General features: G+C 30.4%; 11 protein-coding genes. All 11 read right to left on the bottom strand.

Translation table 11 applies throughout. The features are described from left to right. Position 1: 1 nt before the first annotated feature. Positions 2-1,468: a porin family protein gene (locus L1276_RS09670; protein ID WP_253787221.1), complete on the bottom strand. Its 1,467-nt coding sequence runs from the start codon at positions 1,466-1,468 to the stop codon at positions 2-4. After that, the gene (locus tag L1276_RS09675; protein ID WP_253787222.1) at positions 1,458-2,006 is read right to left on the bottom strand and encodes an RNA polymerase sigma factor; all 549 of its coding nucleotides are present in this window, start codon (positions 2,004-2,006) and stop codon (positions 1,458-1,460) included. The genes L1276_RS09670 and L1276_RS09675 overlap by 11 nt, the downstream gene beginning before the upstream one ends. A gap of 3 nt (positions 2,007-2,009) precedes the next feature. Continuing rightward, the gene (locus L1276_RS09680) at positions 2,010-2,441 is read right to left on the bottom strand and encodes a hypothetical protein (RefSeq protein ID WP_253787224.1); all 432 of its coding nucleotides are present in this window, start codon (positions 2,439-2,441) and stop codon (positions 2,010-2,012) included. Positions 2,442-2,570: 129 nt separating this feature from the next. Beyond that, the gene (locus L1276_RS09685; RefSeq protein ID WP_253787226.1) at positions 2,571-4,322 is read right to left on the bottom strand and encodes a hypothetical protein; all 1,752 of its coding nucleotides are present in this window, start codon (positions 4,320-4,322) and stop codon (positions 2,571-2,573) included. Next, positions 4,310-5,584 (bottom strand): DUF4249 domain-containing protein, encoded by a 1,275-nt coding sequence (locus tag L1276_RS09690; RefSeq protein WP_253787228.1) that lies wholly within the window; start codon positions 5,582-5,584, stop codon positions 4,310-4,312. Before L1276_RS09690 ends, L1276_RS09685 begins: the two co-directional genes overlap by 13 nt. 54 nt (positions 5,585-5,638) lie before the next feature. Beyond that, complete coding sequence (locus tag L1276_RS09695; protein WP_253787230.1) at positions 5,639-6,901, bottom strand: DUF4249 domain-containing protein; 1,263 nt, start codon at positions 6,899-6,901, stop codon at positions 5,639-5,641. Beyond that, positions 6,901-9,672: a TonB-dependent receptor domain-containing protein gene (locus L1276_RS09700; RefSeq protein ID WP_253787232.1), complete on the bottom strand. Its 2,772-nt coding sequence runs from the start codon at positions 9,670-9,672 to the stop codon at positions 6,901-6,903. The genes L1276_RS09695 and L1276_RS09700 overlap by 1 nt, the downstream gene beginning before the upstream one ends. 24 nt (positions 9,673-9,696) lie before the next feature. Continuing rightward, positions 9,697-10,422 (bottom strand): hypothetical protein, encoded by a 726-nt coding sequence (locus L1276_RS09705; RefSeq protein WP_253787234.1) that lies wholly within the window; start codon positions 10,420-10,422, stop codon positions 9,697-9,699. A 186-nt stretch (positions 10,423-10,608) separates the two neighbouring features. Further along, complete coding sequence (locus L1276_RS09710; protein ID WP_253787236.1) at positions 10,609-10,860, bottom strand: hypothetical protein; 252 nt, start codon at positions 10,858-10,860, stop codon at positions 10,609-10,611. 196 nt (positions 10,861-11,056) lie between these two features. Further along, a complete protein-coding gene (locus L1276_RS09715) occupies positions 11,057-11,803 on the bottom strand; it encodes a LytTR family DNA-binding domain-containing protein (RefSeq protein WP_253787237.1) in 747 nt (248 codons plus the stop codon). Beyond that, complete coding sequence (locus L1276_RS09720; protein ID WP_253787239.1) at positions 11,803-13,533, bottom strand: tetratricopeptide repeat-containing sensor histidine kinase; 1,731 nt, start codon at positions 13,531-13,533, stop codon at positions 11,803-11,805. The genes L1276_RS09715 and L1276_RS09720 overlap by 1 nt, the downstream gene beginning before the upstream one ends. Between the last annotated feature and the right edge of the window lie 11 nt (positions 13,534-13,544).

The raw sequence follows: 13,544 nt of genomic DNA on the forward strand, positions 1-13,544 counted from the left end.
TTTAAAATTTATATGAAAGCCCGGATTGAAGCGATAAACTATAAGGTTTAGCGTCGTTGTCATCTTTAAATGTATTGAAATAATATTTGAATAAAGGGTTTATTTCTAATTGTAGTTTTTTTGTCAATTCATAACTAAAACCTAACCCAATATTTGAGGCAATATTAACTTTTGAAATATTTCTGGAAGATCCAATATTTTGTGATAGAACTTCATCAGATCTCATTTCTAGAGTATTAGTTTTTAAAAGCATTGTGCTTAAACCTCCAAAAGCCTCAATATTAAATCTGCTTTTGTCTTTTTTTACAGCATAATTAAATTCGATTGGAAGTTCGTAATAAGAAAGTGTCTGTGTCAGCTCTACATCAGTTGAATTAGCAAACGTATTATTAATTATAGCTGGCGAAAGATTCGTTTTTAATTCAATATTACTGTAGGATGGTATTAATTCATTTTGATCTAATAGAGTAGATGTTTTTAAGCTTAGATGAGAAAAACCTACTCTAAATCCGGTTTTTCTATACATAATTTTAATATAAACACCATAAAAAGCGGTTACAGGTTTGCTTGTAGGCTGTTTAGATAAACTAGGATCAATTAGAGATTTATTGTTTAGTGAACTAAAAACAGCGGGACCATAATAAATATGTACTCTGCGTTCTGGCGGATTATTAACGACTATTTTTTCAGGAGTGTTTTCCTTAATTTTAGGTACCCTTTTCTTTTTGACCGGAACGCTGTCAATTACGGGTATGCTGTCTTTCTTTTCTTCTGTTATAACAGGAATCGTTTCAGTAATTTTTGGTTCAACAGTTTCTGGTATTACAGGAACGACGTTTGTTTTAGGTAATTCTGTTTCGGTTTTCTGCTTTGTAATTTTTGAAGGACTCTTTTTTCCTTTGAATGGTTTTGGTTTTGTTTTTGATGATACAGTAGTACCATAATATTTTTTCTTAACCGGTAACGATTTACTCGCTTTATTCGTTTTAGTTGGATTTATTTTAGGAGTATCTTTAATGTGTATTTTTTCCTTTTTTATTGTGATTTTATATTTTTTGGTAACCTCATATTCTTCATATTCATTTGTTGATGAAACGAGTTTGCTGGACTGTTTAATTAGTTTAACATTTTTGCTTTTTCTAATTAATACGGTATCATTATTATTGGGTTCTTTTTTTTCTGTCTTTTTTTTCGGACCGGTACTTTGTTGTACGGTTTGATTTTGAAGTAAATGAATAGGCGTTTTTTGAGTGCCGCTTATTTCGTTTTGGTTTTTGTTGTTTAAAACTGCAACAGTTGACAAAAGCCCCATTAATAGTATACTCGGGATAAGCCAGATTAAAAATCTTCGACGACGTTTTTTATTTAAATCCTCTTCAATTCTAGACCATACAAAATCTCCTGGAGCTTGATCCAGGTGTAATAATTTGTTTTTAATTGCTTTTCCTATTTCGGTTTTATTTTCCATTTTTCGTCTGATTGTAAAATGTACTTTTAGATTTTATTTTTTCTTTCAAAAGATGCTTTGCTCTATGCAGATTAGATTTTGAGGTGCTTTCGCTTATTCCTAAAAGAGAGGCAATCTCCTGATGCGAATAATCGTCTAATTCATATAAATTAAAAACGAGTCGATATTGATTGGGTAAATCCTGAATAAAGGTTAGAATTTCATCGAGAGGAAGATCAATTTCTTTATCGATTATTATTTCTTCCTGCTGATGATCGTCTTTAATTGGGGTTAAGAAATAGGATTTTTTATATCTGTTTATAGCTTTGTTAATTGTGATTCGCTTTATCCATCCTTCAAAACTTCCTTTTCCTTTGTAATTTTTAATATTTGTAAAGATTTCAATAAAGGCATCATGCAGATTGTCTTCGGCTTCATCCCGATTTTGACAATATTTTAGACATAGCACAAACAAAACATTCTTATACACTTGGTATAATTGTTCTTGCGCCTGCCTATTCTGTTTAATGCAGCCTTTTATGAGTTGATCTAAATTCAAATCTTATTTTTCAAGTTTTGTAATTTCTATTTTGTTGCTGCACAATAAGCCGGCTTTGTTATAGGCTTGAATGGCACCATTTGTAAAATTTTTACCAATATAAAATATAGCCTGATGGGTTCCCTGACCTTTTTTTAATGTTATATCGCCGCTAACTACTTCCCATTTAATGTCAGAAGACTTTTGGTTACCCCTGTAAGAATAGGTATAAGTACTATTTGTTTGAACAAAAAGACTTCCGTTTACTACGCAGCAAGTTCCGGAAATTATATCTTCACAACCGCCTGTGTACCAGTATTTATCTGGAGTATCATGTTCTGAAATTATATCTGTTTCTTCCTTATTGTCAACGTTTTCAATTTCTTTACTCTCAGATTCATTACAGCAGGAAAATATAAAGAGTAGTATAATGGATATAGGAATTACTTTTTTCATGATTAAATAATTATCGTTATAATTGATAGTATTAAAAAATAAAAAAGGTTGCGTAATAAAATAAAAAAAAACTCTTCGTTCAGTTTTCTTGAAGGAAGAGTTTTTTAAATGATGAATGTTTTCTAAATATTAATTGATTTGTGAATCTTTCACCTCAATAATTTCTTTTGTATAAACGGGTTTTCCAGAAGAAGAAAATCCTTCAACAATAATTTCAAATGGACCATTTACGTCAGATGCCGCGAATGAAATGTTTTCTTCTGTTGTTTTTAATTTAAAATCCGGAAGCCATAATAATTGATGTCTGTAATCTGGAATTCTGGCGTTTTTTGTTTTATCGCTGTAATCTGGCTGATAGTAATTCTTTTTACCCAAAGGTCTTAAAATCTCGGGTTTAATTATAAAGCTTCCATCTAATTTACTAACGTAATCAAAGTTTTTGGTAGTAAATGAAATCAAACCATTAAACAATTTTGTTCCATAAAAATAACCTCCATTAACAATGTTAATTTTGTAAACGTTACTCATTTTGTATTCAAAAAGCTCATTGATATCTTGTACTATTAAACCGTCTACAAGTACCAATGCAGGAGATGATAATTCGTAATTCACATCATAATCATGTAAGTGCAGTTCATACTTGCCTTTTGTCTGCGTGAAATACATTTCTTTTACAATCTCGATAATGGTTTCTTTTAATGTAGGGAATCGGTTAAAATCATCTAAAACATATTGTTTAGATATTGGATCATAGAACTTTTTCGAATCTTTTACCAATGCAATACTATCCTTTGTGATATTATAATACGCATTTTCAATTTGACTTGCGATTGCTCTTTCTTTCAAAATTTCATTAAAATTTGAACTCAATTCAAAAGTATTAAACTTTAGAGATTCAAGATTTAATGATTTTGGTTTGTCTATTTCAATGCCGTAATTCTCTTTGTCAGAATCAATAAGTTGTATAATAATATTTGAATTTGGGGAAGGTTTGTCTAAAATGAACGAGAATTGTCCGTTTTGATCCGTTTTGGAAATTTTAAATTCAAAATTCTTTTCCGGAATTGAGATTGCAATATTTTTATTGACAAGGCTGTTTCCTGCCGTTTTTGCAATTATTTTACCAGATATTATTTCGCCGCGCAATTCAGGGATTGCGAAATTTTCAGTTTTAATGCTGTTGCTTTGGTTTGGGTTTGAGGCATTATATTCTGTAAAGTTTAATTTGCTTTTAGAAACCAGAGCATCAATTTTTCTAACTGAAACAGTATAGTTTCCTTTCGAAAAATCTTCAGATTCTGTTTTTATCTTCAGGTCAATAAGTTCCCTGTTTGCAAATATTTTTTTTGCTAATGATAATGCTAATCCAGAAGTTGAAACGCTTGATGAAGCTGTTATATCTTGAGGAATTGATGATTTTTCAGGTTTAGGATTTTTATTGGTTTGATAAGGATTTACAATATAAATATCAATATTGAAATAATTTGAATCTGATTTGTTCAGCATCCAGCTAGTGTAGCCAACAAGCTTGTAATTTCCGGTTTCTAATGTTGTTGGAATAAAGAAATCCCCATTTGCAACACCTTTTTCCAGGAATAATTTATGTTTAAAAACACTTTTTTTGCTGTTGTCAACCAACTCAACATAGGCGATTTTGCTATATGGCGAAACGGTATTATTTAATTTGTTAAGACAAAATAAATTATAACGAAGTGTTTCGCCAGTCAAATAAGAATTTGAGTTTGGCGTAATGAAAATAGATTCATTAATTTTTGTGTCAATCGCCATTAACTCAACTTCTGAGCTTTTGCTTTGAGCTTCACTATTTTGCTGGAAAAACAGTGCTGTTATTACGAGTAAAGAAAGTTTTAGTCTATCCAAAATAATGGTTTTATGTTTGATGAAAATGATGTGCAGTCTCCGCATTGAATATTGTAAATTTCTATTAAAAGAGGGGTTGGTATTTTTGAAGGATATGGCACAATACCAAGAGAATTGTAACCTGAAAAATAAACACTATTGCCTAGGCTGATATTGCTGTAGACAACAGGCCCGCCACATCCGCCGTTAACTTCAAAACAATACGGAAAAATATGTTCTTTTTCTAGTGCAGGTGTTGAAAGTGCCAGAGGGCAGTCGTAAGGGTAAGCTGGTAGTTTTTCGTTTGGAAATACATCCGAAAAATTAAAGAAAATCCTTTTTTCGCTGTAAGCAGAAACATCAAAAAAGCCAATTACTTTTTCTGAACTATCAGTATCCGATTTAATGTTTCCTGCCAAAAAACCAGGCTGATTTTGTGATAAAAGACTTTCTGAACCCGACATTTTACTTAAGGTTTGGTAAAAAGTAAAAGCACTGAGATTTTGAACAAACTGTTTAACAAGAATAGAATATCTATTGGCGATACTATAGTCTGTACTAGCGATAAAACGCACTGGGAAATCAACACGATCTTCAGATAAATCATTTGTGCTGGTTAAAATGATGGCATCTGATTTTTTATTGGAATAACAGGTTTTGGCTTCTTTCGTTCTCATTTGAATAACAAGATCACCAGGAGCAAGACTGCTATTAGGACCACTATAGGGAACTGCAATAGCTTCATAAGGGGACCATTTTGGAGCTACTACTTTGTAAGTTTCATCATATTCGTAACGGTAATATTTTGAGCTGTTTGAAGGATCGTAACTTTTTGCTTTAATCTCAACACCTAAAATTCCTTCCTTAGTTGTTACATTTTTGTATAGATCTTCGATATTGGTTTCTTTTGTTAGTTTTTCGGCAGTTGAACTATACGATTTACCATCTTTCGTTTTTACATGAAGCTGGTAAGTTCTGTCTGCAGAGGCTTTAAATTCTGCCTCAGAAAGGTAAATTCCGCTTTCTTCATCAAACCCATATACGGTTCCTAGATCATCTGTAATACTTATAGTTGCGCCATTTTCAAAAACAGGCCCTTCATCTTCAAATTTATAAGTTCTGGATAGTTTTATTTCCTGTTTTTTTAATTGGTTTGTAATTGTTGCCTCTATTACAATAGCATTTTCAAAACCATTTGTTGTATAATTATATGGTGTTGTGCAACTAGTAATTAGTGCAATTAATGCTAGTAGAAATATTTTATATGACAATTTTTTTTTCATTAACAATTTTTGATCCTTATTGCTTAATTTTAATTATTAAAGAGTAAACTCAATCTAGTCTACCCAAAATAAAGGTCTAATATTTGACGAAAATGAAGTACAGTCTCCGCATTCCGTATTGTATATTTCTACTGTAATTGTTCCGTCATTTGGGATAGTACCAAGGAAATTGTAACCACCATAATAAACGCTAATGCCCTGAGAAATTCGTGCATAAACGGTGTTTCCAAAACACGCAGGAATAGCATTGTCTGAAAAACAATATAATAACTTATGCTCTTTTATTTGTGTAGACGTTGTTAGTGCCATTGGGCAATCGTACGGATAAGCTGGTGTTTTTTCAGTTGGAAATAAATCCGGAAAATTAAAGAAAATCCTTTTTTCGCTGTAAGCCGAAACATCAAAAAAGCCAATTACTTTTTCAGAACTGTCAGTATCTGATTTAATATTTCCTGCCAAAAAACCTGGTTGATTTTGTGACAAAAGACTTTCTGAGCCTGATATTTTACTTAACGTTTGATAAAAGGTATAAGCACTAAGATTTTGAACAAACTGCTTTACAAGAATACTGTATCTATTGGCAATAATATAATCTGTACTTGGAATAAAGCGCACCTGAAAATCTACACGGTCTTCGGATAAGTCATTCGTACTTGTTAAAATAATAGCATCTGATTTTTTAGTTGAATAACAAATTCTGGCTTCTTTTGTTCTGTTTTGAATAAAAAGATCACCTGGAGCCGGACCGCTGCTTTTAGGAATTGCTATAGCTTCATATGGCGTCCATTTTGGAGCTATCACCTTGTAAGTTTCAGCATATTCGTATCGATAATATTTTGAACTGTTCGCAGGATCGTAACTTTTTGCTCTAATCTCTACACCTAGTACATTTTCTTTAGTTGTTACGTTCGCAGCGATATCTTCCAAACTGGTTTCAGTAGTTAGTTTTTCTACACTCGAACTATACGATTTTCCATCTTTAGTTTTTATATGAAGCTGGTATGTTCTTCCAGGCAGAGCTTTAAATTCTGCTGCAGAAAAATAACTTCCGTTTTCTTCATCAAATCCATAAATAGCGCCCAGATCATCTGTTACGGTTACAACAGCACCGCTTTCAAATACTGGCCCTTCATCTTCAAATTTATAAGTTCGGGATAGTTTTATCTCCTGTTTTTTTAATTCATTTGTAATTGTTGCTTCAATTACAATTGCATTTTCAAAAGAGTTAGTCTTATAAGGATATGGAGTTGTACAGCTGGAAACAGCTGCAAACAATACGAGTAAAACTAATTTATATGTGGTGATTTCTTTTAACATTAGAATTTAAAGTTATAGGTGATTGTTGGTACAGGAACACTAAAGATTGATGTTTGGTACGCCTGAACTTTTCCTTCTTTTGTGACAAAAAATACAGAGTATGGATTATTTCTTCCTAAAACATTATAAATAGAAATATTCCAGAAACTGTGCGCTAATTTTTTTATTTTATGATTTCCTTCAATATTAAATCCGATGTCTAATCTGTAATAATCTGGAATTCTAAATTTATTTCGATCGCTGTAAAGCGTGTATTGAGCACCTCCATAATTATATTGGCCAATAGGATAGGTTATTGGACGACCTGTTTGGTAAATAAAATTAGTAGAAAAACTATAACGATGTGTAAGTTTATAATTTAATACGGTACTAAAATCATGTGGTTTGTCAAAATTTGTAGGGAAAAAATCTCCGTTGTTTACCTTTTCTTCATTATACTGACTGTCTAGTTTTATAAATGCTCTGGAATACGTATATCCGATCCATCCGTTTAATCTTCCTTCTGTTTTTTTAATTAAAAATTCTACACCGTACGATTTTCCTTCTCCTTGTAATAATTCAGTTTCTAGGTTTTCATTTAGCAATAAGTTGGCACCGACTTTATAATCTAAAATATTATTAGATTTTTTGTAATATCCTTCAATACTCAATTCAAGGTTTTTATAGTCTGTTTTTTTAAACAATCCTAAAGAAAACTGCTGTCCGCTTTGAGGTTTCACATTTAAGTCAGATAATTTCCAGGTATCTGTTGGCGATTGTGTTGTGTTATTAGATAATAAATGGATGTACTGAAACGTTTTGTCGTAACCTGCTTTTATAGAAAAAGTTTCATCAAACAAATATCGAACACCTATTCTAGGTTCAAAACCAGTATAAGTTTTAATAGTTTCATTACTGCCATACGTTTTTTCCTCAACAACAGTTGAAGGATTTAAAGGAACTCCTTCTTCATAAATTTTTTGCGTTGATGGGCCCATTGCAGAATAAACAGAAAAACGCGCACCATAATCTAATAGTAATTTATCTGTGATTTTAAAATTATCCGAAAGAAAAGCGGCAGATTCTAACCCTTTTTCTTTTTGAATATGAGTTGCTAAAAGCAAAGAATTTGGATCTTTTGGGGTCAAATCACCAGGGTTTACATTGTATAACTTAGTTGAAATTCCATAAATAAATTTATGTTTTTCATTAAAGTTATAATTGAACTTTAATACAGCTTGCGTCTCAGTAATTTTATATCCAAAATCAAAAGCATTTGAATTATTAGAATCATAATCAATGTTGAATTTGTATTCGCTGTTGGTAACGTTCAATTCTCCGTTATGTTTTTCATTAAATGCATGTTTCCATTTTAAGGAAGCCATTCTGTTGCTGTATTTGTATAATGAGTCAGATGTAATACTGTACGCATCTTTACTATAATACACAGTTCCTTCTATAGAATTTTTTGCATTGATTTTGTGCGTGTATCTGGCAAACAAATCGTAAAAAGAAGCCTGGCTTTTTTTAAGTTTTTCGTTATCTAAAGTTTTTAAAATCCAATCAGAATAAGTAGCTCTTCCTCCAACTAATAAACTTGATTTTCCTTTTACAATTGGTGTTGAAAAAGTTAAGTTACTCGTTACAGGTCCAATTCCTCCTTCACCTGCAAATTTATCAACGTTACCGTTTTTTGAGGTTATGTCGAAAACAGAAGATAGTCTGCCTCCAAATTCAGGTGGAATTCCTCCTTTATAAATGTCAACTTTGTTTACAGTATAGGGATTAATAGCCGAGAAAAAACCAAAAAAGTGACTTGGATTGTAAATCGTACCGTTATCAAGAAGTATTAAGTTTTGATCTTCTTTTCCGCCTCGAACATTAAATCCTGCAGAGCCTTCTCCAGCTGTTTTTACTCCCGGAATCGTAAGCGCTACTTTTAAAATATCTCTTTCACCTAAAATTACAGGAATATTTTTTATTCCTTCGGCTTCAATAGTGGTAACTCCTGTAATAGCAGTTCTAATATTTTGTGTTGCTTTGCTGTTTACCACAACTTCATCAAGTTGATTTAGTTTTTCGGTAAGGAATAAATCTAATTTTCCATCACTGTAAACCATAATCTTTCGGGTAATATTTTGATAGATTATAGATTCAATGTCAATGATATTTACTTCTGTAGGAACTTTTAGAAAATAATAACCCTCAGCATTTGTTACCGTGCTGATAGAAGTATTTCTAATCTTAACATTTATATCTGCAAGAGGTTCGTTAGTTTTTATATCTTTTAAGTAACCGGATAAAGTGTATAAGCCATTATTTGATTCACTAGATTCTTTACCAACCAAAACAATATTAGTGTTCGCACCTTTTGATCCTGATTTTTTTACAGAATCAAACTGTCCAAAAAACACTGGATTTGCCGATTTTGAAGGTTTATTTACAATATCTGGTTTATTAGTTTCGTAATCAGGAAAACTATCATAAATAATACTGTTTTTAGTAAGTACTATTTTATTATTGTCAATAAAATAATTCAAATCAGTATCCTCTAATATCTTTGATACTATTTCAGAAATTGTTTTGTTAACGTAATTTCCAGATATCAATACATTATTTTCAAACCAGCCTTCCTGATAATAAATTTTGTATTTAGAATTAGCTTCAATTTTTTGTAAAGCTGCGGTTCTGCTGATATTACTAAACTCGATACTTATCGCTGAATTTTTGTCTTGTGAAAATGATAACTGACTAAAAATCAAGAAAATTATAGTGGTAATTAATGACCTCATTAGTTTGCTGTTAGGGTAGTATTTTTAAATGCTGTTGATGTATCTCATTAAATTTTCCATGAATCTGCTTTCATTTTCACTTTTTAGATTCCTGTTCATGAGATAAAAGTCATTAATCTTGTCTTTTTCATTAGGAAATAATTTAATAAGTTCATTTTTAGAATTTATTAAATTATACTTCCCCTGAGTAAATAATAAAAATTGGTTTTTATAATAATAATCAACAAAAGTCTCCGTACCCTTTATTATATCTTTCTTCTCTTTATAGTGTTTAATGTAAAAGACGAAATTTTTGCCAGTTTGATTTTCTTCATAATAACCGCCGCGAAAGTTTGACGGCAGTTGTTTATCAAAATTTAAATTGACAAATTTTTTATCATACAGTTTAAAAGACTGTACATTTTCTTTGATAAGGTTAATTTCAATCAAACCTTCTTCTTGAGATTTTAATATAAGTTCATCTTTGTAGATGTCATATTTAAGACTGACATCAAAATATCCCTGATTTTCATAACCAAGATTTCCAGGGGAGAATTTGTCAGAAATGTAATAACGATCGACTGCGCCAAGAAGTTTGTCAAAATTGGTATGGAGCTTACCATTATTAATTGGCAGGTTTTCTTTTTTTATAGTATTGTCAAACCAATTGTAAACCGATGATTGGTTGCTTGATTGGCTGTGTAAATTATAAAAATTAAAGAATATTGCAAAGAAAAGTATTTCTATAGACTTTTTTCTGAGATTTTTCAAAGGATTGTTGGGTATTTGATATGTTCTGGTTGCGAGCAAAAATATTAAAAAAATGTTATGAATATTACTATTAAGTGTTAAAATGTAATAAAATATTTATTTTGTTAAAAAGAGAAACCCTAATTCAAATTATGAATCAGGGTTTTTCATTTAAATAATTTTGGGCAAAAAGAGTTTTATTTTTTTTTAATCATAAGAATCATCCGTGCTGTCCAGGATCTGATCAAATATTTTTTTTAATGACTTTATGTATAATGGAAAAAATATTATAAGTAAAAGATATTCCATTCTTAAAACAGTAACGTCATCAAGTATTTTATATAAACTCGGAATAATAATAGCTAACGAAACTGCAACACCAACCCAAGGATTATCTTTTATTTTTTTTAGAATAGGTAAAATTTTCATTTCCGGTTGTTTTATTATTGCTGTTTTCATCTATAATATTTTGATTTAGGTAGGATAAAAGTAATTTTGAAACCAGTTTTTTATTGTGAAAATGTCACGAAAGCCATTTTTTGTGTCATGAAATATGCGAATCGTTCAGCATTCTAAAGCTTTTCCTTCAAAAAATAAAAAATCCCCTTTGTGTAAAGAGGATTAGTTTTAAGGAAATGTTTTTTAAATTTTGTAATTATGACAGAATGTTCATGTTTTTTATGAAGTCCTTGTAGGTATCGCTTAGGTTTATTCGATGATTTCCTTTTAAGATAATAAGATTATCAGTAAGGAAAATCTCTTCGATTTTGGATGAATTTACAATAGTATTGCGATGTGTTTTTATGAATTTGGTTTTATCAAGCAGTTCACTGATTTTTGTGAGTGAAATTAAAATCACAAACTTTTCTTTCTCGGTAATGATATTACAGTAACGTTCTTCAACTTCGATATAGATAATATCTTCTAGGGCAACTTTTTTTAATGAGTTTTTCTTTTTAATAAATAGCGAATCGTTACTGATAACAGTGTTTTGTTCTTCGCTCAAAAATACATTGGTTTGTTCATAGAATTTTTCAACAGCCATTTCTATGGCGTATAAAATTTCCAGCTCATTAAAAGGCTTCATTAAAAAACTGAATGGCTTGGTAAGTTTAGCTCTTTCAAAAATCTGACGATCCTGAGAACTGGTTAAAAACACAAAAGGTTTTGATGCCTGAGGAATAATATTTATAGATTCAGCAAAAGTTATTCCGTCTGGCTTTCCGTCAAGAAAAACGTCGATGATTATTACGTCAACAGCAGTTTCATAAAATAATTTTAAAGCATCTGTAAAATTGCGTGCAACTCCTGCAATATTGTAATTGTTGTCGATTAATACTTTCACAAGCGCATCACTTTGTTCAGGAGTATCTTCTATAATTAAAACATTAATATTATCCATTATTTCGTTTTAGGAAAAGTTAATATCATTTTAGTTCCTTGATTGAGCTCGCTTTCTATTTCAAATGTGCCGCTATTTTTCTTAATCATCTGCTTGCATAGCTGTAAGCCCAAACCGGTTCCAATAATTTCTGAATTGCTTTTTTTGGCTAGTAATTCTCCTTCCTGAAGCAGTTCGTCAATAGTGTTTATACTCATTCCAATTCCTGTGTCCTGAATAATGACCTGACAGAAATCAGAATCAATTTCATTGGCAGAAAAGGTTATTTGTCCGTTTTCTTTCGAAAATTTTATAGCATTGTCTAATAAATTTCTAAATACAATTTTTAAGGAATCAAGATCAACAAACAAAAAGATGTTTTTTGAAACCGAATTCTCAAATGTAATCGCTTTGTCTAACAATAAAGGCTTGTAATTATATTCTATTTGTTGTATAACAGAATGCAGATGAACCGATTCTTTATGAAAATACAACTGTTTGGTTTGTAATAATGCCCAATGTAATAAATTATCTAAAAGGCTGTAAGCGCCATTTGCGATACCGCTGTTTTGAATAATTAATTGATTTAATTCATCATAATTTTTGGTTTCCAGCGTGGCAGATAATTTAGAGTTACTGGTTTTTAAAGCATTTACAGACGAACGTAAATCATGACTTACAATTGAAAATAATTGATCTTTTGTGGTATTAAGTTCGTCAAGTTTGTTTTTTTGACGTAATATGGTTTTGCCATTTTTTACTTTTTGTGCGTATAAGTAAACACCTCCGGTTAGAATTAATAATAAACCAATTGCTGAGAAAAACAAAGCATTTCGCTGCGTGTCTTTTAGTTTATTTTCTACTTCAAGAACCTTGATTTGTTTTTGTTTTTGGGCAACTGCGAATTTTTTTTCATAATCTGCCAGCTCCCAAACTTTATTTTGGTTATTTAAAGAATCTTTCCATTGCTCAAATTCTTTTCTATAGACTAGAGCTTTTTTAAAATTGCCTCTATTTTCTTCAATAACTGCCATATTCATTGCAGCACCTCTTTTTTTATTAAAATCATTTACTTTTTTCGATAATCCATATGATTTTTCGAAATATGGAATAGCAAGATTGTCTTTGTATTGAAGATAGTACAAATTTGCAATATTCATATATACATTAATCAACTCAGAATCATTTCCATCTTTTTCTTCTAAAACTTTACTTTTAAATAGATATTCTTCGGCTTTTTCAAATTCATTCAGATGTAAATAACAAGTTCCGATATTTTGATAAACTATCGATTTTTTAAAACCTTGTTTGTTTGCCAGTGGATACTTTTCAATTTCTTTAAAAAAATCGATAGCTTTTTTGAATTCTTTTAATTCTAAAAAAATTTCTCCTAATGTTTTGTTTACAAGTGGATAAAAAACGAATTTTTTTGATATTAATCTTAATTCTGAATTAGCTTCCTTGAATAATTTTTTTTTCTTAAAACTAAATCCTCTAAAATAATGACAATAATCGTTTAATTCTTTGTTTCGGCTTATGCTTAAATGTTTCATGGAATAAACTAATGTCGAATCCCAATTGTTGGCATGAAAATAATATTGTGCTTTAGAAAAATGAATTTCTTCTTTAAAAGTGAGAGCTTTTTTTTTACTTTCAAGATTCAGTACAGAATTAATCGTTTGATTTTGAGAGAAAAAACAAGTTGGAAAAAAAATAAGTAATAGAAAAAAAGAAAAATTAATTTTATCCATACTTTATATAT

The sequence above is a fragment of the Flavobacterium sp. HSC-32F16 genome, assembly GCF_024171645.1.
Classification (GTDB): Bacteria; Bacteroidota; Bacteroidia; order Flavobacteriales; family Flavobacteriaceae; genus Flavobacterium.